The organism is Pseudogulbenkiania sp. FW507-F1, from assembly GCF_058781125.1.
Genome location: NZ_JBYSWM010000040.1, coordinates 1 through 19,728, shown reverse-complemented (window position 1 = coordinate 19,728; position 19,728 = coordinate 1). Strand labels below are relative to the sequence as shown.

Here is a 19,728-nt window from a genome sequence, read left to right as displayed (position 1 = left end):
CGCATCGCCACGATGGGCGGTAAGGTTCAGGCGTTGTACCCCAAATTCGACGCCAGATCGCGCTCGGCCTGCTCCACGCTGACGCCGCGGCGCTGGGCGTAGCTCTCCACCTGGTCGCGGCTCACTTTGCCGACACCGAAGTAGCGCGAGTCGGGGTGGCTGAAGTAGAAGCCCGACACCGCCGCGGTCGGCAGCATGGCGTAGCCTTCGGTCAGCGTCATGCCGATGGCCGGGGCGTCCAAGAGCTCGAACAACTCCTTCTTCACGGTATGGTCCGGGCAGGCCGGGTAGCCCGGCGCCGGGCGGATGCCCTGGTACTTCTCGTCGATCAACGCCTCGTTGTCGAGCTGCTCGTGCGGTGCGTAGCCCCAGAACTCGGTGCGCACACGCTGGTGCATCAGCTCGGCGAAGGCCTCGGCGAAGCGGTCGGCCAGCGCCTTGAGCAGGATCGCGGAGTAATCGTCGTTGGCGGCTTCGAAGCGCGCCACGTGCGGGTCGATGCCGAGGCCGCCGGTCACCGCGAAGGCGCCGATGTAGTCCTCAACGCCGCTGTCCTTGGGCGCGATGAAGTCGGCCAGGCACCAGTCCGGGTTCCTGTTGCCGTCCTTGTCGGTCTTGACGATCTGCTGGCGCAGGCCGACCCAGGTCATCAGCCGCTCGCCGCTGTCGGGGTGGTAGATCTCGATGTCGTCGTGGCCGACGCTGGCGGCCGGGAACAGCCCGATCACGGCGTTGGCGGTGAGCCATTTCTCGTCGATGATCTGCTTCAGCATGGCCTGGGCGTCGGCCCACAGCGCGCGCGCCGATTCGCCCACCACCTCGTCGGACAGGATGGCCGGGTAGCGGCCGGCCAGCTCCCAGCTCTGGAAGAACGGCGTCCAGTCGATGCAGCGGGCGATCTCGGCCAGGTCGTAGTGCTCGAAGCGGCGCACGCCGAGCCAGGACGGCTTGGGCGGGGTGTAGTTCGCCCAGTCGATCTGGTGACGCTGCTCGCGGGCTTCGGCAATCGGCAGCAGCTTGGCCTCACCGCGGCCCTCGAAGATGGCGCGCGCCTTGGCGTAGTCGGCGGCGACCTCCTCGACGAACACGTCGCGCAGGGTGTCGGACAGCAGGTTGGAGCACACGCCGACGGCGCGGCTGGCGTCCGGCACGTAGATCACCGGGCCGTGGTAGTTGGGGGCGATCTTCACCGCGGTGTGCACGCGGCTGGTGGTGGCGCCGCCGATCAGCAGCGGAATGGTAAAGCCCTGGCGCTGCATTTCCTTGGCCACGTGGCTCATTTCTTCCAGCGACGGGGTGATCAGGCCGGACAGGCCGATGATGTCGGCCTTGTGCTCGATCGCCGCGTCCAGAATCTTCTGGCACGGCACCATCACGCCCAGGTCGATCACCTTGTAGTTGTTGCAGCGCAGCACCACGCCGACGATGTTCTTGCCGATGTCGTGCACGTCGCCCTTGACCGTGGCCATGATGATCACGCCCTTGGCCGGCGCGTCCTGCAGGCCCATGGCGATCTTCTCTTCCTCGATGAACGGCTCGAGGTGCGCCACGGCGGCCTTCATCACGCGCGCGGATTTCACCACCTGCGGCAGGAACATCTTGCCGGCGCCGAACAGGTCGCCGACCACGTTCATGCCGTCCATCAGCGGGCCTTCGATGACGTGGATCGGGCGCTCGCACTTGAGGCGGACTTCTTCGGTATCTTCGACGATATAGGTGGTGATGCCCTTGATCAGGGCGTGTTCCAGGCGCTTCTCCACCGGCAGGCTGCGCCACGCCAGGTCTTCGCCCTTGGCCTCTTTGGCGTCGCCGCGGAAGCTTTCGGCCAACGTGATCAGCGCCTCGGTGGCGGCCATGCTGTCGTCGCCCTGCATCAGCACCACATCCTCGATGCGCTCGCGCAGCACCGGGTCGACCTCGTCGTACACCTCCAGCGCGCCGGCGTTGACGATGCCCATGGTCATGCCGCGCTTGATGGCGTGGTACAGGAACACGGCGTGGATCGCCTCGCGCACCTTGTTGTTGCCGCGGAACGAGAACGACACGTTGGACACGCCGCCGGAAATCTTGGCGTGCGGCAGGTTCTGCTTGATCCAGCCGGTGGCCTCGATGAAGTCGAGGCCGTAGCGCGCGTGTTCCTCGATGCCGGTGGCGACGGCGAAGATGTTGGGGTCGAAGATGATGTCTTCCGGCGGGAAACCCACCTCGTCCACCAGGATGCGGTAGCTCTTCTCGCAGATCTCGACCTTGCGCGCGTAGGTGTCGGCCTGGCCGGCCTCGTCGAACGCCATCACGATCACCGCCGCGCCGTAGCGGCGGATCAGGCGCGCCTGCTCGACGAACTTGTCGACGCCTTCCTTCATCGAGATCGAGTTGACGATGCCCTTGCCCTGGATGCACTTCAGGCCGGCCTCGATCACCTCCCACTTGGAGCTGTCGATCATGATCGGCACGCGCGCGATGTCCGGCTCGGCAGCGATCAGGTTGAGGAAGCGCACCATCGCGGCGTGGGCGTCCAGCATGCCCTCGTCCATGTTGATGTCGATGATCTGCGCGCCGTTTTCCACCTGCTGGCGCGCCACGTCGAGCGCGGTGGCGTAGTCGCCGTTGAGGATCAGGCGCGCGAACGCCTTCGAGCCGGTCACGTTGGTGCGCTCGCCGACGTTGACGAACAGGTCGCTGTCGCCGATGTTGAACGGCTCGAGGCCGGACAGGCGGCACTTGGGCTCGAGCGCCGGCAGCGCGCGCGGCGGCAGGTCCTGCACCGCCTGGCAGATCGCCGCGATGTGCTCCGGCGTGGTGCCGCAGCAGCCGCCGACGATGTTGATCAGGCCCGATTCGGCCCACTCCCTGACGTTGACCGCCATGTCCGCCGGCGACAGGTCATAGCCGCCGAAGGCGTTGGGCAGGCCGGCGTTGGCGTGCACCGAAACGAAGGTGGACGAGATGCGCGCCATTTCCTCGACGTAGGGACGCAGCAGGTCCGGCCCCAGCGCACAATTCAGGCCAAAAGAAATTGCATCGGCATGCGAAAGTGAGTTGTAAAATGCCTCTGTCGTCTGACCGGTCAGGGTACGGCCGGACTGGTCGGTGATGGTGCCGGACACCATGATCGGCAGCCGGGTCGCCTCCGGGTGCTCGTCGAAATACTTGTGGATGGCGAACACCGCCGCCTTGGCGTTGAGCGTGTCGAAGATGGTTTCGACCAGCAGCAGGTCGGCGCCGCCCTTGACCAGGCCGTCGATGGCCTCGGTGTAGCTCTCGACCAGGGCGTCGAAGGTGACGTTGCGGTAGCCCGGGTCGTTGACGTCCGGGCTGATCGAACAGGTACGGTTGGTCGGCCCCAGCACGCCGGCGCAGTAGCGCGGCTTGGCCGGGTTCTTCGCTGTTTCGGCGACGCACAGCTCCTTCACCAGACGCGCCGCGGCGTGGTTGATCTCCCACACCAGCGCTTCCATCTCGTAGTCGGCCATGGCGATCGAGGTGGCGTTGAAGGTGTTGGTCTCGACGATGTCGGCGCCGGCATCGAGGTAGGCCTGGTGGATGCCGCCGATGATGCCGGGCTGGGTCAGCACCAAGAGGTCGTTGTTGCCCTTGACGTCGCAACGCCAGTCCGCAAAACGTTCGCCGCGGTAGTCCTGTTCGGTGAGCTGGTGGCGCTGGATCATGGTGCCCATGCCACCGTCCAGAATCAGGATACGGCGCGACAGGTGATCGTATAGGGTGGGGTTGGTGGCGATCGTCATGGCAAACAAGTGGTTATCGTCTAAAACGGGAAGGTGGCGTCATCGGTCTGGCATCTTACCATGCTGTCCGTACCGAACCCGCCAACCTTTAAGAAGAAGAGAGCAGAAGCTTATGTTCAGGGCGCATAAACCGGTGCTGGCGATGGTGCTGGCCTTAGGGGGGGGACTGTCCGCGCAGGCGGCAGCGGTATTACGCATCGGCGTGTCGGATTCGGACGGCCCGCCCATCGTCGAGCTGGCCAGCGATCCGCAGCAGGGGCTGGTGGGCGGCCTGTACAAGGAACTGGGGACGGCGCTGGCGGAAGAACTGGGCACCACGCCACAGTTCATCGTGGTGTCGCGCAAGCGGGTGGAACAGAACATCGAGGCCAACAAGGTCGACATCCACTGCAACGCCAACCCCTTGTGGTACGGCAACGCCAGCCGCTTGGGCTGGACCCAGGAGCTGTACCCGCAGGTGGAACGGCTGATCGCGCTCAGATCGAACCACCCGCTGCGGCATCTGGACGAACTGGCGGGCAAGCGCATCGGCACCACGCGCGGTTACCACTATCCGGCGGTGGAGGCGCTGTGGGCCAGCGGCCAGGCCACGCGCGTGGACGAAGCGCGCATCGAGCTGTTGATGAAATCGCTGCAGAAGAAACTGATCGACGTCGCCATCCATTCCGAACTGGAATTCGCCTACTGGGCGCGCAGCTACCCGTTCGAGGCGCGCAAGCTGGAGATGCTGCCGGTGGTGGTGTCCACCATGCCGACCATGTGCGCGGTGGCCCCGGCCAGCCGCTACAGCGTGACCGAGCTGAACCAGGCCATCGCCCGGCTGCACAAGAGCGGCAAGCTCAAGACCATTCTCAAGGCCTATCAGTGGCAGGCCAATTGAACACCACCCGGACACGCCCTCAGAGCCTGTTTACGATCTCGCGAGCTAGAGCGAGACAAGGCAAAAACGGCTGAGGAAGCGGCGTTTCCACGTGGTAAATGAGCCTTCCGAAGACGTTTTTAACGCCGTATCGCCGACGCGCAGCAGATCGTAAACAGGTTCTCAGTAACGTAGCTGATAGTACAGCGAATAGGCTTCGATGCCGTCGTTGGGCTGCTTGAGTCCGGCGTTGGAGTAATGGATGGCGCGCAGGCCGAGGGCGTGGTGGGCGCCGAAACGCAGGCCGATGCCGATGCGGTCCTCGAGCTGCAGCGCGCTGCCCAACTGGTGATCCTCGATCTGGGTATGGCGGAACGCGGCAAGGCCGATGCCGGCCTCGACGAAGGGACGGATGTCGCTGTTGCTGAATTCGTAGACCAGCACCGGCGAGAACGACAGCGTCTGGTTGCTGGCGGCCTGGTCGCCGGCCCAGTGGGTCAGGCCGACGTCCCAGTAGCCGGTGAGGCGGCCGGTGGGGCTGTTCCACCAGCTCTGGGTGAAGTCCTGCTGCAGGCCCAGGCGGTAATAATCGGACCCCTCCCCGCTTTTCCCCAGCGACAGCGACAGATCAAGCGCCTGGGCGGCAGGCATCAGGGCAACGGTGAACAGCAAGCCGGCGACGATGGTACTTGTTTTCATTATCGGCATCCTTTGACGGCAGACCGGTGACGGACAAAGGCCAGTTAAAAAAAGTATAGTGGTCCGCATGTCATGCACAAGGCGATGCGCTCATCCGCCTTCCATGCCGGCCCCGCCCCTTTCACCAACCTCGCTTACAGAACCTGTTCACGATCTGTCGCGAGCAGCCCTCAGCGGGGTGAAGAGCAGCGCAGGAACCGGAATGTACTAGAGTACATGAGGCTTCCTGATCGCTGAGCGAATCACTGCGTGCCAATCTCTCGCTGAGCCAATCGAAGATTGGTACGCAGTGATTGGCTCAGTGATAGATTCACACGCAGTGCACATGAGCCCCGATCAGGGATGCGCAGCAAGATCGTAAACACGTTCTCAGGTCAGCCATGCCACACATCGTCTATCTGCACGGTTTCAATTCCAGCGAACACTCGGCCAAGGCGCAAGAAACCGCGGCCTTTCTCGACCAGTGCGGGTTGGCCGAAACGTTTCACTGCCCACGCCTGCCGCCACACCCGGCCGATGCCATCGCCGCCGCCACGGCGCTGCTGCAGAGGCTGCCGGCGGACACGCTGCTGATCGGCAGTTCGCTGGGGGGGTTCTACGCCAGCTGGCTGGCCGAGGCGCTGGGGCTGCGCGCGGTGCTGATCAACCCGGCGGTACGCCCCGACCGCTCGCTGGCCGCCTATATCGGGCCACAGACCAACCCCTATACCGGCGAGCAGTACACGCTCGGCGAGGCCGACCTGACGGCGCTGCGCCGGCTCGCCGTGGAGCGGCCCAACGCGGAGCGCTACTGGCTGGTGCTGGGCACCGCCGACGAGGTGCTGGACTGGCGCGAGGCGGTGCGCCACTACCGCGGTGCGCGCCAGACCGTGTTCTTTGGCGACGATCACCGCCTGGCCCGCTGGCCGGAATGCCTGCCGGGGGTGCTGGCGTGGGCGGGCGACGAGCGCAGGGAACGGGTGGACGAGACGTAACGCCGCCCGCTGTTCGCTGCGCGAAACAGCCTGTTCTGCCACGGCCATTGCGCGGCCGGCGCCGCCGCGACACTATGCCGAGCTAGACCGACATCGCTTGAGGAGACCCGACATGACGCTTGCCATCCGCTTTTACCAGACCGGTGGACCCGAGGTGCTGCAGACCGAAACCGTGGAAGTGGGCGCGCCCGGACCGGGCGAAGTGCGGCTGCGCCATAGCGCCATCGGCGTCAACTTCATCGACACCTACGTGCGCAGCGGGCTCTACCCGGCCAGCCTGCCGTCCGGGCTCGGCACCGAGGCGGCCGGGGTGGTCGAGGCGGTGGGCGCCGGCGTCGAGCAGGTGCGGGTGGGCGACCGGGTCGCCTACTGCGGCGGCCCGCTCGGTGCCTACAGCGGCGAGCGCCTGATCCCGGCGGCGGTGCTGGTGAAGCTGCCGGACGAGATCGGCGACGAACAGGCGGCCTGCATGATGCTGCAGGGCATGACCGTGGAGTACCTGATTCGTCGCACCTACCCGGTGCAGCCGGGCCAGACCGTACTGTGGCACGCCGCCGCCGGCGGCGTCGGGCAGATCGCGGTGCAGTGGCTGAGTTCGCTCGGCGTCAACGTGATCGGCACGGTGGGCTCGGACGCCAAGGCGCAGCGGGCGCGCGAGCTGGGCTGCGCCGACGTCATCAACTACAGTACCGAGAACGTGGTGGAGCGGGTGCGCGAGATCACCGCCGGACAGGGCGTGCCGGTGGTGTACGACTCGGTAGGCAAGGATACCTTCGAAATCTCGCTGAACTGCCTGGCGCCGCGCGGCATGTTCGTCAGCTTCGGCAACGCCTCCGGCGCGGTGCCGTCGTTCGCCCCGCTGCTGTTGGCGCAGAAGGGCTCGCTGTACTTCACCCGCCCCCGCCTGGGCGACTACACCACCAGCCGCGCCGAGCTAGAGGAATCGGCCAACGCGCTGTTCGAGCGGGTGCGGGCCGGCGCGGTGCAGGTTGCCCCGTCGCACCGCTACGCCCTGGCCGACGCGGCCCAGGCGCACCGCGACCTGGAAGGGCGCCGCACCACCGGTTCGCTGATCCTGCTGCCGTAACCGCGCGCCGTTTGCTGTAGCGCCTGTTCAGGCTCTTGGGCAAAAAAAGTGGCCGACGCCCGCACGGGGTCGGCCACTTTTTTGTATTTCTCGCGGAATGGGTCAGCGCATCGCCTTGGCGACGCACTCGCGGTAGTCCGCGCCGTAGCGTTCGCTGCAGGCCTGTTCCGCCTCCGCCCGCTGGCGACAACGCTCGGGCGCGGCAGTATGGGTGCAGTCCGGTGCCGGCAGGCGCTCGCGGATGCACACCCGGCGCGCCTCGCCGCGCTGTGAATCGCAGGCCTGCTGCGCCTGCTGCAGGGCCTGGCAGGCACGGGGGTCGCGGCTGCGGAAGCAGTTGAGGGGCGGGGTGAACAGCTGCTCGCATTCACGCTGGTGCTCGAGCGGCAGGTCGGAACACGACAACTGGCCCAAGCGCATCAGTTCGCAGCGCTGCGGGGCGATGCTCTGGCTACAGGAAAGCGCCAACGGCTCCGCCGACCAGCCCGTCATCGGCCAGCCTGACAACAGCGCCATCACCCCCATGGCCAGCATCTGTCGCCGCAGCATCCATCCCCCTTGTGAAGCCGACTTCCTTCAGGCGGTGGTCATGTGCAGCGCGGGCCTCCACGGCCTCCACGCTGCGTTGCCCCCTTGCCCTGCGGTTGCAGGCTGTCAATCGCCACGGTCGCGTTCGTTGGCTTGTCGCCGCTTGTCGCGCCAGTAGCGTCTCTTGTTATCCGGAGCACCCGGGCCTTCCCCGGCCGAGTTGCCTGGCGCAAACGGCCAGTATTCGCGCGGCGCCGGGCGCTGCTGGCGGGCTTCTTCGCGGCTCAGGTCGCCATTGCGAATGGCTTCCTTGAGGCGCAGCTCGCGCAGCCGCCGCATGTCGCCGTCCTGGCCTTGGCCATCCTGGCCCCGGCCGGCCTGCATCCAGCCCGGCGGCGAGAAACCGCCGCCGTCCATCCCGCCACCGGGAGGCCCATGCCGGCCGGCCAACGCCGGCGGCGCCAGAACCAGAACGAGACAAGCCGCCAAACCGGCGAAGACGCGATGTTTCATGCTTTCATTCTATCCTGTGCCAAGCGGACCTGCCATCCGTCGCATGCACGATATCGGCAGGGTTCAAACGTCGGCCTCGAACGGCCGCTGGTTGGCGCGCCAGCCGAGTTCCGGATAGCGCTCCCGGCTCGGGGGGGCGAGCGCGGGGCGCTGCTGCTGCACCGGCGTGCGGGACAGCGCGGAGGGGGAGAACGGGGTAGCCGCTGACGGCTGCGGGGCACCGACCCAGAGGCCCAGGGCGCCACCGCCGAGCATGGCCAGCAGCACGAGCGGAACGGTAGTGCGGATCATGGGGAACTCCTGACAGCGAGGGGATGCTGCCAGTGTAGGGGGCGGGTGTTGCCGAACCGTGTGCAAATCCGCGCCAAGTGTTAACGAGTTTGAAGCCGGCGGCACGATGTAAAATCTGTTTACTTTCCGGGCTGACACCCGCTACCGCGACACGCTACTCTTGGCATTATGGAAAACAGCAAAATCCTGGTCGTCGACGACGACGCCAAACTACGCGACCTCCTGGTGCGCTACCTCGGCCAGCAGGGCTACACCGTGGACACGCTGCCGGACGCGCGCGAACTGCAGCGCAAGCTGGCGCGCAACCGCCCCGACCTGATGGTGCTCGACGTGATGATGCCGGGCGAGGACGGGCTGGCGGTGGTGCGCCGGCTGCGCGCGCAGGGCGAGATGGTGCCGGTGATCATGCTCACCGCGCGCGGCGAGGACATCGACCGCATCCTCGGCCTCGAGATGGGCGCCGACGACTACCTGCCCAAGCCGTTCAACCCGCGCGAGCTGGTGGCGCGCATCCAGTCGGTGCTGCGCCGCCACAACGCCACGCCGGCGCTGGCGGCACGCCACGAGGAGGGCGACGCCATCGAGTTCGGGCCGTTCACGCTGCACCTCGGGCGGCGCGAGCTGACCCACCAGGACAAGGTGGTGACGCTGACCAGCGCCGAGTACGCGGTGCTGGCGGTGCTGGCGAGCCACCCGCGCCGACCGATGACGCGCGAGCAGCTGATGGAGATGGCACTGGGCAAGGGCAACGGCGAATCGCTCGACCGCAGCATCGACGTGCACATCTCGCGCCTGCGCCGCGCGCTCGACACCGATGAAGGTGGCCCGCGCTACATCCAGACGGTGTGGGGCTACGGTTACGTGTTCGTGCCCGACGGCGCGCCACGAGAATAAGGAGCACGCGTTGCGCCGTCTGCTCGGCTCGCTGTTCTTCCGTCTCGCCTTGCTGGTGGTGCTGGTGGTGCTGGCCAGCCAGGCCTTCACGCTGTGGATGAGCGCGCGCCAGCGCGAGCATCTGCTGGCCGACCAGCTCTACGCCCAGGTGATCGATACCCTGGCCGACCTGGAGGGGGCGCTCGACAATCTCACCCCGCTGCAACGGGTGGACTTCCTCATCGCCTACAACCGCCCCGGCTTCCCGCGTCTGCTGCCGGCCGCCTCGCGCCAGGACCAGCGCTTCCTGACCAGTCTTCCCTCGCTGGGGCAATCGCTGCAAGAACGCTTGTCGCTCGGCATGAACGAGCCGGTGACGGTACTGTGGGCACAACAGACCGAGCGCCAGGAGATCTGGCTCGACGTGCAGGTGATCGGCCAGCGCTACTGGCTGGTGATGCCGGTGGGACGCTACATCCCGCCGTCGGTGTCGCCGGTGCTGCTGGGCGGCCTGCTGTTCTCGCTGTTGGCGATCCTGGCCGCCTCAGTGCTGGCCTGGCGCGTCACGCGCCCGCTCACCGATCTGGCGCACGCGGCGCGCCAGTTGGAGAGCGGCTACAAGCCGGAGCCGGTGCCGCCCTCCGGCCCGAGCGAGGTGCGCGTGCTGGCCAAGCGCTTCAACCGCATGGCCGAGGCGCTGGACGACGCGGCGCGCGAGCGGCGGCTGATGCTGGCCGGGCTGTCGCACGACCTGCGCACGCCGCTGACCCGGCTCAAGTTGACGGTGGAGCTGCAGCAGAACAGCCAGGACAAGGACGACATGCTGGCCGACATCGACGAGCTGTCGCGCATCGTGCGCCAGTTCGTCGACTTCGCGCGCAGCGAGGAGACCAGCCGGCGCGAGCCGGTGGCGCTGGCGGAACTGGCCGCCAGCGTGGTGGCGCGCTTCCGCCGCGAGGGCATGGAGGTGGGGCTGCGGCGCGGCGCCGAGCCGGAAATCGAGGCCGATGCGCTGGCGCTGGAGCGCCTACTCACCAACCTGATCGAGAACGCGCGGCGCTACGGCCGCCCGCCGGTGCGGGTGGGGGTGGACGCCGACGCCACCACGGTGACGCTGACGGTGAGCGACCGGGGCAGCGGCATCGCCCCGGCGCAGCGCGAGAACGCGCTGGCGCCGTTCGAAAGGTTGGCCGAACACCGCGGCACCGACGGCGGCAGCGGCCTGGGGCTCGCCATCGTGGCGCGCATCGTCAAGCAGCACGGCGGCGCGTTGTTCCTGGAAGACGCCCCGGAGGGCGGCTTCCGCGTGCGCATCACCCTGCCGCAGGCGGCGACGCCTGCCACCCTCCTCCCAGCGCCTTGATCAGCGCCACCCGCGCCGCGAGCTGGCTGGCGAGGATGGCGAGCCCGTTCTGCTCGGCGGACAGGCGCGTGCTCTGCACCGTGACGACATCCAGATAACTCACCAGCCCGGCCTGGTACTGGTTGCGCGCGATGGTCTCGGCCTCGCGCGCGGCGGCCAGCGTTTCCACCTGCAACGCCGCCTGCTGGTCGAGCAGGCGGATCGCGGTGAGCGAGTCCTCCACTTCCTGGAAGCCCTGCAGCACGGTCTGGCGGTAGTTGGCGACGCTGGCGTCGTAGGCGGCGGTGGCCTCGGCGGTCTTGGCGCGGGTCAGGCCGCCGTCGAACAGCGTCGCCGCCAGTTGCGGCCCGAGCGACCAAAAGCGCGCCGGCAGGCTGAACCAGTCGGCCAGGCTGGCGCCGGCGTAGCCGCCGCTGGCGGCCAGCGTCAGGCTCGGGAAGTAGCCGGCCTTGGCGACGCCGATGGCGGCGTTGGCGGCGGCGACGCGGCGCTCGGCGGCGGCGATGTCGGGGCGCCGCTCCAACAGCTGCGACGGCAGCCCGGCCGGCAGCAGCGGCAGCGCCGGCGGCTGCTTGCGCTCGGCCAGCGTGAAGCCGGCCGGCGGGCGGCCCAGCAGCACGGCGATGGCGTGCTCCAGCTGGCGCCGCGTCACGCGCTTGTCGAGCAGGCTGACCTCGGTGCTCTTGAGCTGGGTCTCGGCCTGCACCACGTCGGCGCGCGATACCACGCCCTGGCGGTAACGGTTGCGCGTGATCTGCAGCTGCTGGCGATAGGCCGCCACCTGCTCTTCCAGGAGCCGTAGCGTGCGGTCGGCGACGTAGAGCTTGAAGTAGGCGCTGGCGAGCTGCGCCTGGGCGCTCAGCCGCACCGACTCCAGGTCGGCCGCGCTGGCCTCGGCGCTGGCGCGGCCGGCTTCCACGGTGCGCCGCACCCGTCCCCACAGGTCGAGCTCCCAGGCCGCGCTCAGGTCGGCGCGGTAGCTGTTGGCGATGGCGCTGTCGCCGCCGGCGCGGCCGCGGCTGGCCGAGACGCCGGCCGTGACGCTCGGGCTGTAGCCGGCCTGCGCCTGCTGCAGCAGCGCCTGGGCCTGGCGGTAGCTGGCCTCGGCGGCACGCAGCGTCTGGTTATGTTGCTGCAGCTGCTGCTGCAGGCTGTCGAGCTGGGCGTCGGCAAAGTCCTGCCACCATGCCGCGCGCGGCAGGTGGTCGGCCGGGGTCGCCGGTTTCCAGTCCTTGGCTTCCTGGTACGCCTCCGGCACCGCCACGCTGGGGCGCTGGTAGTTCGGTCCCACCGCGCAGCCGCCCAACAGCAACGCCGCCAGCGGCCACAGCGCATGGCGCTTGCTTGTCTTCATTTACCCGTTCTCCTGCGCCTGCGCCGGCGCGGAGCGGCGCTCCCGGCGCCCGCTCCACCGCCGCAGGCGGTCCATGTACAGGTACACCACCGGGGTGGTGTACAAGGTCAGCAGCTGGCTGACGATCAGTCCGCCCACCACCGAGATGCCGAGCGGCTGGCGCAGCTCGGCGCCCTCGCCGTGCCCCAGCGCCAGCGGCAGCGCGCCCAACAGCGCCGCCATGGTGGTCATCAGGATGGGGCGGAAACGTAGCACGCCGGCCTCGAGGATGGCCTCGCGCGGCGCCAGCCCCTGCTTGCGCTCGGCCGCGAGCGCGAAGTCGATCAGCATGATGGCGTTCTTCTTGACGATGCCGATCAGCAGCAGCACGCCGATCATCGCCACCACGTTCAGCTCGCCGCCGGACAGTTGCAGCGCCAGGATGGCGCCGACCCCGGCCGAGGGCAGCGTGGAGAGGATGGTGATGGGGTGGATGGCGCTTTCGTAGAGGATGCCCAGCACGATGTACACCGCCGCCAGCGCCGCCAGGATCAGCCAGGGCTGGCTGTCGAGCGAGGCCTGGAAGGCGCGCGCGCTGCCCTGAAAACTGCCCACCAGCGAGCCGGGCAGGCCGAGCCGGTTGACGGCGCCGTCGATGGCGGCGCGCGCCGCGCCGATCGACACCCCGGGGTCGAGGTTGAACGACACCGTGGTGGCGGCGAACTGGCCCTGGTGGTTGACCGCCAGCGGGGTGTTGTCGGGCTGCACCCGGCTCACCGTGGCGAGCGGCACCGGCTGGCTCTGCGGCGTGATCAAATAGATATCGCGCAGCGACTCGGGGCGCTCGAGGTAGGCCGGGGCCGCCTCCAGCACCACCTTGTACTGGTTGAGCGGATTGTACAGCGTGGCGATCTGACGTTGGCCGAAGGCGTTGCCGAGCGCGCTGTCGGCGTCGTTCTGGGTCAGGCCGAGGCGCGCCAGGGTGTCGCGGTCGAACAGCAGCGTGGTCTGCAGGCCGCGGTCCTGCTGGTCGGTGTTGACGTCGGCGAGCCCGGGCAGCCGCACCAGCGCCTGGCGCACGCGCGGCTCCCAGGCGCGCAGCTGGGCCAGGTCGTCGCCCTGCAGCGTGTACTGGTACTGGGCGTTGCTCTGCCGTCCGCCGATGCGCAGCTCCTGCGCCGCCTGCAGGAACAAGGTGGCGCCCGGCTCGCGCGACAGCTGCTTGCGCAGCCGCGCGATCACCTGGTCGGCGCTCTCCTGGCGCTCGCTGCGCGGCTTGAGTCCGACGAAAACGTTGGCGCTGTTGCGCGCGCCGCCGCCGGTGAAGCCGACCACGCTGGCCACCGCCGGGTCGCGCCGCACCACGTCGACGAAGCGCTGCAGCTTGTCGCGCATGGCCTGGAACGAGATGCTCTGGTCGGCGCGGATGTTGCCGATCAGGCGTCCGGTGTCCTGCTGCGGGAAGAAGCCCTTGGGCACCGCGACGTAGAGCGCGACGTTGGCCGCCACGGTGGCGACCAGCAGCAGCAGCATCAGCAGGTGGTGGTCGAGCGACCACGCCAGCGAGCGGCGGTAGCCGGCCACCAGGCGTTCGAACCACTGCGCGCGCCAGCGCGCGAAGCGGCTCGGCGCCGCCGGCCGCGGCGGCCGTGGACGCAGCCAGCGCGAGCACAGCATCGGCGCGGTGGTGAGCGACACCACCAGCGACACCAGGATCGCCGCCGACAGCGTCAGCGCGAACTCGCGGAACAGCCGGCCGACGATGTCGCCCATCAGCAGGATCGGGATGAAGACCGCGATCAGCGACAGGCTCATCGCCAGCACCGTGAAGCCCACCTCGCGCGCGCCGCGGAACGCCGCCGCGCGCGGCGTCATGCCGTTCTCGATATGGCGCGCGATGTTCTCCAGCACCACGATGGTGTCGTCCACCACGAAGCCGGTGGCGATGGTGAGCGCCATCAGCGACAGGTTGTTGAGGCTGAAGCCGGCCAGGTACATCACGCCGAAGGTGCCGATCAGCGACACCGGCACGGTGATCGCCGGCACCAGCGTGGCGCGCCCGCTCTTGAGGAACAGGAACACCACCAGCACCACCAGCGCCACCGCCGTGACCAGGGTGCGCTCGACGTCGCGCAGCGAGGCGCGGATGGTCGAGGTGCGGTCCTGCGTCACCATCAGCGTGGCGGTCTGCGGCACCGAGGCGGAGAGCTGCGGCATCAGCGCGCGCACGCGCTCCACGGTGTCGATGACGTTGGCACCGGGGGCGCGGAACAGCAGCAGCACGATGGCCGGCTTGCCGTTGGCGAGGCCGGCGTTGCGCACGTCCTGCACCGAATCGCTCACCGTGGCGACGTCGGCCAGGCGCAGCGCGGCGCCGTCCTGGTAGTGCACGATCAGGCCGCGGTAGTCGGCGGCGCGGTTGAGCTGGTCGTTGCTGGCGAGCTGCCACTGCCGGCCGGCGTCCTCCAGCACCCCCAAGGGCAGCTTCAGGGTGTAGTTCTGGATCGCCCGGCGCACCGCGTCGAAGCTGACGCCGTGGCGCGACAGCGCGGTGGGATCGAGCGCCACGCGCACCGCCGGCAGCGCCCCGCCGCCGACCGTGACCTGGCCGATGCCGTCCACCTGCGACAGCTTCTGCGCCAGCACGGTGGAGGCGATGTCGTACAGCCGGCCCTTGGTCAGGGTGTCCGAGGTCAGCGTCAGGATCAGCACCGGCGCCTCGGACGGGTTGACCTTGCGGTAGGTCGGCGTGCCGGACAGCGCGCTGGGCAGGTTGGCGAGCGCGGCGTTGATGGCGCCCTGCACGTCCTTGGCGGCGCCGTTGCTGTCGCGGTTGAGGTCGAACTGCAGCACAATGCGGGTGCTGCCCTGCGAGCTGGTCGAGGTGATCTCGTTGACCCCGGCGATGCGCCCCAGGGTGCGCTCCAGCGGCGTCGCCACCGTGGCCGCCATGGTTTCCGGGCTGGCGCCGGCCAGCTGCGCCTGCACCTGGATGGTGGGGAAATCCACCTGCGGCAGCGACGCCACCGGCAACAGCCCGAACGCCAGCAGCCCGGCCAGCGCGATCGCCAGCGTCAACAGCACGGTGGCGACCGGGCGCCGGATGAACGGCGCGGACGGGATCATGCCGCGTCACCCTGCGCCGCCGGCGCCTTGCGCCAGCGCCGCGCCAGGCGGTCGAAGGCGAGGTAGATCACCGGCGTGGTGAACAGCGTCAACAGCTGGCTCAACAGCAGCCCGCCCACCAGCGTGATGCCGAGCGGGTGGCGCAGCTCGGAGCCGGCGCCGGAGCCCAGCATCAGCGGCAGCGCGCCCAACAGCGCCGCCAGCGTGGTCATCAGGATCGGGCGGAAACGCAGCAGGCAGGCCTGGAAGATCGCCTCGCGCGGGCTCAGCTTCTGCTTGCGTTCGGCCTCCAGCGCGAAGTCGATCATCATGATCGCGTTCTTCTTGACGATGCCGATCAGCAGGATGATGCCGATCACCGCGATCACGTCGAGCGAGGAGCCCGACACCAGCAGCGCCAACAGCGCGCCGATCGCCGCCGACGGCAGCGTGGAGAGGATGGTGACCGGGTGGATGTAGCTCTCGTACAGCACCCCCAGCACGATGTACATCGTCACCACCGCCGCCAGGATCAGCCACAGGGTGTTGGAGAGCGAGCTCTGGAACGCCGCGGCGGCGCCCTGGAAGCGAGTCTCGACGCTGGCGGGCAGGCCGATCTCATGCTCCGCCTCGCGCACCGCCGCCACCGCGCTGCCCAGCGACACGCCGGGGGCGAGGTTGAACGACAGCGTGGCGGTGGGGAACTGGTCGAGGCGGTTGAGCACCAGCGGCGCCAGCCGCTCGCTCACCTTCACCACGCTCTTCAGCGGCACCGGGGTGCCGCCGCTGCTGGTCAGGTAGAGATCGTCGAGCGCGGCCAGGCCCTTGCCGGCGGCCCCGCCCGATTCCAGCACCACGCGGTACTGGTTGGTCTGGGTGAAGATGGTCGAGATCAGACGTTGGCCGAAGGCGTCGTACAGCGCGTTGTCCACCGCCGCGGCGCTGACGCCGAGGCGCGCCGCGCTGTCGCGGTCGATCTCGATATACGCCTGCAGGCCCTGCTCCTGCTGGTCGCTGGCGACGTCCGCCAGCTCCGGGCGCTGGCGCAGCGCGTCCAGGAGGCGCGGCACCCACTGCGCCAGCTCGGCGGCGTTGGCGCTGTCGAGCGCGAACTGGTACTGGGTGCGGCTGGGCGTGGTCTCGATAGTGAGGTCCTGCGCCGGCTGCAGGTAGAGCGCGATGCCGGGCACCTGCGCCGCGCTCTGCTGCAGCCGCGCCGCCACCGTGGACACGTCGTCGCGCTCGCCGTGCGGCTTGAGGTTGATCTGCAGGCGCCCGCTGTTGAGCGTGGCGTTGCTGCCGTCGACGCCGACGATGGACGACAGGCTCGCCACCGCCGGGTCGTGCAGCAGCACCGCGGCCAGGCGCTGCTGGCGCTCGGCCATGGCGGCGAACGACACCGACTGCGGCGCCTCGGTCACCGCCTGGATGGCACCGGTGTCCTGCAGCGGGAAGAAGCCCTTGGGCACCACCAGGTACAGCGCGGCGGTCAGCACCAGCGTGCCCAGCGCCACCAGCAGCGTCAGCGGCTGGTGCTCCAGCACCCACTCCAGGGCGCGGCCGTAGCGCGCGATCATGCCGTCGATGAAGGCGCCGCTGGCGTGGTAGAAGCGCCCCTGCTTCTCCTCCGGCACGTGCTTCAACAGGCGCGCGCACATCATCGGCGTCAGCGACAGCGAGATCGCCGCCGACAGCAGGATCGACACCGCCAGCGTGACGGCGAACTCGCGGAACAAGCGCCCCACCACGTCGCCCATGAACAGCAGCGGGATCAGCACCGCGATCAGCGAGAAGGTCAGCGAGATGATGGTGAAGCCGATCTGCGCCGAGCCCTTGAGCGCGGCCTGCAGCGGCGAGTCGCCCTCCTCGATGTAGCGCGCGATGTTCTCGATCATCACGATGGCGTCGTCCACCACGAAGCCGGTGGCGATGGTCAAGGCCATCAGCGTCAGGTTGTTGAGGCTGAAACCCGCCAGGTACATCACGCCGAAGGTGCCCACCAGCGACAGCGGCACCGTCACGCCGGGGATGAGCGTGGCCGGCACGTTGCGCAGGAACAGGAAGATCACCATCACCACCAGCGCCACCGCCAGCATCAGCTCGAACTCGACGTCGTGCACCGCGGCGCGGATGCCGTCGGTGCGGTCGCTGAGCAGGGTGACGTCGACCGAGCCCGGCAGCGTCGCCTTGAGCTGCGGCAGCAGCGTCTTGATGCGGTCCACCACCTCGATCACGTTGGCGCCGGGCTGGCGGCGGATGTCGACGATGATCGCCGGGCTGCGGTTGGCCCAGGCGCCGAGGCGGCGGTTCTCCACCTCGTCCACCACCGAGGCCACATCGGACAGGCGCAGCGGCGCGCCGTTCTTGTACGCCAGCACCAGGCGGCGGTAGTCGTCGGACGAGGCGAGCTGGTCGTTGGCGTCGATGCTGGAGGCCTGCAGCGGGCCGTCGAAGCCGCCCTTGGACTGTTTCACGTTGGCGCTGCCGATGGCGCTGCGCAGATCGGCCAGGGTCAGGCCGTTGGCCGCCAGCGCGCGCGCGTCGGCGCGGATGCGCACCGCCGGGCGCTGGCCACCGCTCAGGCTCACCAGCCCCACCCCGGAGAGTTGCGACAGCTTCTGCGCCAGGCGCGTGTCGACCAGGTCTTCCAGCTTGGGCAAGGTCAGCGTCGGCGAGGTGATGGCGAGCGACACGATCGGGCTGTCGGCCGGGTTGACCTTATTGTAGATCGGCGGCGACGGCAGGTCGGCCGGCAGCAGCGAGCTGGCGGCGTTGATCGCCGCCTGCACTTCCTGCTCGGCCTCGTCGAGCGCGATGTCGAGCGTGAACTGCAGCGTGATCACCGAGGCGCCGCCGGAACTGCTGGTGCGCATCTGGCTCAGCCCCGGCATCTGGCCGAACTGGCGCTCCAGCGGCGAGGATACCATCGCCCCCATCACCTCCGGGCTCGCGCCCGGGTAGAGCGTCACCACCTGGATGGTGGGGTAATCCACCTGCGGCAGCGCCGACACCGGCAGCAGCTTGTACGCCACCCAGCCGGTCAGCACCAGCGCCAGCATGCACAGCGTGGTGGCGATCGGCCGCAGGATGAAGGGACGGGACGGGTTCATTGCTTGGCCTGTCCCTGCGCCGCCGGCGCCGAGGCCGCGTGCTTGCCACGGCGCTTGCCGCCGCCGGCCGGCGCCGTGGCACCCGCGTCGTTCAGGGCGCGCGGCTTGACCTGGCTGCCGGCGCGCAGCCGGTCGAGACCGTCGAGCGCCACGCGCTCACCCGGCGCCAGGCCCTGCTCCACCGCCAGCTGGCCGGCGTCGGCCGGCCCCGGCACCACCGGGCGCAACGCGACGCGGTTGTCCGGCTGCACCAGGTAGACAAAGGGGCCGTCCTTGCCGCGCTGCAGCGCCGCCTCCGGGATCAGCACCGCGTCGCGGCGCACCTCGGTGAGCAGCTTGACGTTGATGAACTGGTTGGGGAACAGCACGTTGTCGGCGTTGGCGAAACGCGCCTTGAGCTTGACCGTGCCGGTGGTGCTGTCCATCTGGTTGTCCAGCGTCTCCAGCTTGCCCTGCGCCAGCAGCTTGCCGCCGCGGTCCCACGCCTCGACCGACAGCGCCTGCCCGGCCAGGTACGGCTTCATCACCGTGCTCAAGTGCGCCTCGGGCAGCGCGAACACCACGTGGCTGGGCTGGGTCTGGGTGATCACCACCAGGCCGTTGGCGTCGTTGGCGGTGATCATGTTGCCGGCGTCGACGCGGCGCAGCCCGACGCGCCCCGCCAGCGGCGCCGTGATATGGCTGTACGACAGCTGCAGGCGGGCGTTGTCGACCACGCCCTGGTCGACCTTGACCGTGCCGCGGAACTGCTGCACCAGCGCCGCCTGGGTATCCACCTGCTGACGCGCGATGGAATTCTCCGCCAGCAGCGACTGGTAGCGCGCCAGGTCGATCTCGGCGTTCTTCAGCTGCGCGCTGTCACGCAGCTGCTGCCCCTCGGCCTGCGCCAGCGCCGCCTCGAACGGGCGCGGGTCGATCTCGGCCAGGAGCTGGCCGGACTTGACCAGCTGGCCCTCGGTGAACAGCACGCGCATCAGCTGGCCGTCGACGCGGCTCTTCACCGTCACCGTCTCGCTCGGCGTCACCGTACCCAGGGCGGTCAGATAGACCTTGAGTTCACCGCGCCGCACCGTCGCCACCGTCACCGTCTGCGGCCCGCGCTCGCCCCGTTTCTGCACCGCCGCCTTGTCCGCACCGGACGCGGCGTGCCAGCGCTGCCAGCCGACCGCCCCGGCCACGACCAGGCCGAACAGCGCCAGCCACAGCAGGCGGCGACGCGGGCGGGGGGAAGAGGGAGAAGACGGGGG

Annotated in this window: 14 protein-coding genes; 5 read left to right on the top strand and 9 right to left on the bottom strand. The window is 69.0% G+C overall.

All coding sequences use genetic code 11. The features are described 5' to 3' along the window. Nucleotides 1-26: 26 nt before the first annotated feature. Nucleotides 27-3,746, bottom strand: coding sequence for a methionine synthase (metH, locus tag AC3WG5_RS17955; protein ID WP_492570016.1), 3,720 nt, complete (start codon nucleotides 3,744-3,746; stop codon nucleotides 27-29). A gap of 112 nt (nucleotides 3,747-3,858) precedes the next feature. Between metH and AC3WG5_RS17950 the strand changes: the two genes are divergently transcribed. Further along, nucleotides 3,859-4,626: a substrate-binding periplasmic protein gene (locus tag AC3WG5_RS17950; protein ID WP_492570002.1), complete on the top strand. Its 768-nt coding sequence runs from the start codon at nucleotides 3,859-3,861 to the stop codon at nucleotides 4,624-4,626. Between the two features lie 162 nt (nucleotides 4,627-4,788). Here the strand turns inward: AC3WG5_RS17950 and AC3WG5_RS17945 are convergent, their stop codons facing one another. Beyond that, nucleotides 4,789-5,304: an acyloxyacyl hydrolase gene (locus tag AC3WG5_RS17945; RefSeq protein WP_482583624.1), complete on the bottom strand. Its 516-nt coding sequence runs from the start codon at nucleotides 5,302-5,304 to the stop codon at nucleotides 4,789-4,791. Nucleotides 5,305-5,684: 380 nt separating this feature from the next. Here AC3WG5_RS17945 and AC3WG5_RS17940 point away from each other — a divergent pair, with 380 nt between their 5' ends. Together AC3WG5_RS17940 and AC3WG5_RS17935 are read left to right on the top strand one after the other, a co-directional pair. Continuing rightward, on the top strand, nucleotides 5,685-6,278 hold the full coding sequence (locus tag AC3WG5_RS17940) for a YqiA/YcfP family alpha/beta fold hydrolase (RefSeq protein WP_492570000.1): 594 nt from the start codon (nucleotides 5,685-5,687) through the stop codon (nucleotides 6,276-6,278). A gap of 112 nt (nucleotides 6,279-6,390) precedes the next feature. After that, complete coding sequence (locus AC3WG5_RS17935; RefSeq protein WP_492569998.1) at nucleotides 6,391-7,365, top strand: quinone oxidoreductase family protein; 975 nt, start codon at nucleotides 6,391-6,393, stop codon at nucleotides 7,363-7,365. Nucleotides 7,366-7,467: 102 nt separating this feature from the next. Here AC3WG5_RS17935 and AC3WG5_RS17930 read toward each other — a convergent pair whose 3' ends face one another. The 3 genes from AC3WG5_RS17930 to AC3WG5_RS17920 form a co-directional block, all read right to left on the bottom strand. Beyond that, nucleotides 7,468-7,914, bottom strand: coding sequence for a hypothetical protein (locus tag AC3WG5_RS17930; protein WP_492569996.1), 447 nt, complete (start codon nucleotides 7,912-7,914; stop codon nucleotides 7,468-7,470). Between the two features lie 105 nt (nucleotides 7,915-8,019). After that, nucleotides 8,020-8,406, bottom strand: coding sequence for a hypothetical protein (locus AC3WG5_RS17925; RefSeq protein ID WP_492569994.1), 387 nt, complete (start codon nucleotides 8,404-8,406; stop codon nucleotides 8,020-8,022). 63 nt (nucleotides 8,407-8,469) lie between these two features. Continuing rightward, nucleotides 8,470-8,697: a hypothetical protein gene (locus tag AC3WG5_RS17920; protein ID WP_294866431.1), complete on the bottom strand. Its 228-nt coding sequence runs from the start codon at nucleotides 8,695-8,697 to the stop codon at nucleotides 8,470-8,472. Nucleotides 8,698-8,865: 168 nt separating this feature from the next. On the opposite strand from AC3WG5_RS17920, the gene ompR reads away from it, so the two are divergent. Both ompR and AC3WG5_RS17910 read left to right on the top strand, forming a co-directional pair. Next, a complete protein-coding gene (gene ompR, locus AC3WG5_RS17915) occupies nucleotides 8,866-9,591 on the top strand; it encodes an osmolarity response regulator transcription factor OmpR (RefSeq protein ID WP_008954572.1) in 726 nt (241 codons plus the stop codon). A gap of 10 nt (nucleotides 9,592-9,601) precedes the next feature. Then, nucleotides 9,602-10,933 carry an ATP-binding protein gene (locus AC3WG5_RS17910; RefSeq protein ID WP_492569991.1) on the top strand — a complete coding sequence of 444 codons (1,332 nt, stop codon included), beginning with the start codon at nucleotides 9,602-9,604 and terminating at the stop codon, nucleotides 10,931-10,933. On the opposite strand, the gene AC3WG5_RS17905 is transcribed toward AC3WG5_RS17910, so the two are convergent. From AC3WG5_RS17905 to AC3WG5_RS17890, 4 genes are all read right to left on the bottom strand, one after another. Beyond that, nucleotides 10,884-12,287 carry an efflux transporter outer membrane subunit gene (locus AC3WG5_RS17905; protein ID WP_014085515.1) on the bottom strand — a complete coding sequence of 468 codons (1,404 nt, stop codon included), beginning with the start codon at nucleotides 12,285-12,287 and terminating at the stop codon, nucleotides 10,884-10,886. The genes AC3WG5_RS17910 and AC3WG5_RS17905 overlap by 50 nt on opposite strands. Continuing rightward, nucleotides 12,288-15,392 (bottom strand): multidrug efflux RND transporter permease subunit, encoded by a 3,105-nt coding sequence (locus tag AC3WG5_RS17900; RefSeq protein WP_492569989.1) that lies wholly within the window; start codon nucleotides 15,390-15,392, stop codon nucleotides 12,288-12,290. It abuts the gene before it with no gap. Further along, the gene (locus AC3WG5_RS17895) at nucleotides 15,389-18,481 is read right to left on the bottom strand and encodes an MdtB/MuxB family multidrug efflux RND transporter permease subunit (RefSeq protein WP_492569987.1); all 3,093 of its coding nucleotides are present in this window, start codon (nucleotides 18,479-18,481) and stop codon (nucleotides 15,389-15,391) included. The genes AC3WG5_RS17900 and AC3WG5_RS17895 overlap by 4 nt, the downstream gene beginning before the upstream one ends. Further along, nucleotides 18,478-19,728 (bottom strand): MdtA/MuxA family multidrug efflux RND transporter periplasmic adaptor subunit (locus tag AC3WG5_RS17890; RefSeq protein ID WP_492569985.1); only part of this gene is annotated, 1,251 nt, incomplete at its 5' end. The genes AC3WG5_RS17890 and AC3WG5_RS17895, both read right to left, overlap by 4 nt.

Excerpts from the sequence above, each read along its gene's own strand:
- metH (WP_492570016.1), bottom strand. The coding sequence starts at position 3,746 with ATGACGATCGCCACCAACCCCACCCTATACGATCACCTGTCGCGCCGT.
- AC3WG5_RS17950 (WP_492570002.1), top strand. The coding sequence starts at position 3,859 with ATGTTCAGGGCGCATAAACCGGTGCTGGCGATGGTGCTGGCCTTAGGG.
- AC3WG5_RS17945 (WP_482583624.1), bottom strand. The coding sequence starts at position 5,304 with ATGAAAACAAGTACCATCGTCGCCGGCTTGCTGTTCACCGTTGCCCTG.
- AC3WG5_RS17940 (WP_492570000.1), top strand. The coding sequence starts at position 5,685 with ATGCCACACATCGTCTATCTGCACGGTTTCAATTCCAGCGAACACTCG.
- AC3WG5_RS17935 (WP_492569998.1), top strand. The coding sequence starts at position 6,391 with ATGACGCTTGCCATCCGCTTTTACCAGACCGGTGGACCCGAGGTGCTG.
- AC3WG5_RS17930 (WP_492569996.1), bottom strand. The coding sequence starts at position 7,914 with ATGCTGCGGCGACAGATGCTGGCCATGGGGGTGATGGCGCTGTTGTCA.
- AC3WG5_RS17925 (WP_492569994.1), bottom strand. The coding sequence starts at position 8,406 with ATGAAACATCGCGTCTTCGCCGGTTTGGCGGCTTGTCTCGTTCTGGTT.
- AC3WG5_RS17920 (WP_294866431.1), bottom strand. The coding sequence starts at position 8,697 with ATGATCCGCACTACCGTTCCGCTCGTGCTGCTGGCCATGCTCGGCGGT.
- ompR (WP_008954572.1), top strand. The coding sequence starts at position 8,866 with ATGGAAAACAGCAAAATCCTGGTCGTCGACGACGACGCCAAACTACGC.
- AC3WG5_RS17905 (WP_014085515.1), bottom strand. The coding sequence starts at position 12,287 with ATGAAGACAAGCAAGCGCCATGCGCTGTGGCCGCTGGCGGCGTTGCTG.
- AC3WG5_RS17900 (WP_492569989.1), bottom strand. The coding sequence starts at position 15,392 with ATGATCCCGTCCGCGCCGTTCATCCGGCGCCCGGTCGCCACCGTGCTG.
- AC3WG5_RS17895 (WP_492569987.1), bottom strand. The coding sequence starts at position 18,481 with ATGAACCCGTCCCGTCCCTTCATCCTGCGGCCGATCGCCACCACGCTG.